At 73.1% G+C, this 216-nt stretch carries 1 protein-coding gene; it reads right to left on the reverse strand.

Features of this window, described 5'->3' with window-relative positions; genetic code table 11:
• A partial coding sequence (locus AMS67_RS00190) for a segregation/condensation protein A (RefSeq protein WP_162230791.1) occupies positions 1-216 on the reverse strand: 216 nt, incomplete at both ends.

Consider the following 216-nt stretch of genomic DNA (forward strand, 5'->3'; position numbering starts at 1 on the left):
AGCTCGCCCAGCGGCTCCGCCTGCTCGAACGTCACGGCGGCCCTTCGATAGAGCTCGAGGATCGCGAGGAACCGCGCCACGATCACCCCGCGCTCCGCCACGCCCGCGATCAGCTCGCGGAAGCTGTGGGCGCCGCCACGGCCATCGACGGGACGCAGCAGCGAGACCACCACGGCCGCCTGCTCGCGGATCGAGACGAGCGGCGCGTGCAGGTGG

This window comes from Leucobacter japonicus (assembly GCF_001273855.1).
In the GTDB taxonomy this organism is placed as follows: domain Bacteria; phylum Actinomycetota; class Actinomycetes; order Actinomycetales; family Microbacteriaceae; genus Leucobacter; species Leucobacter japonicus.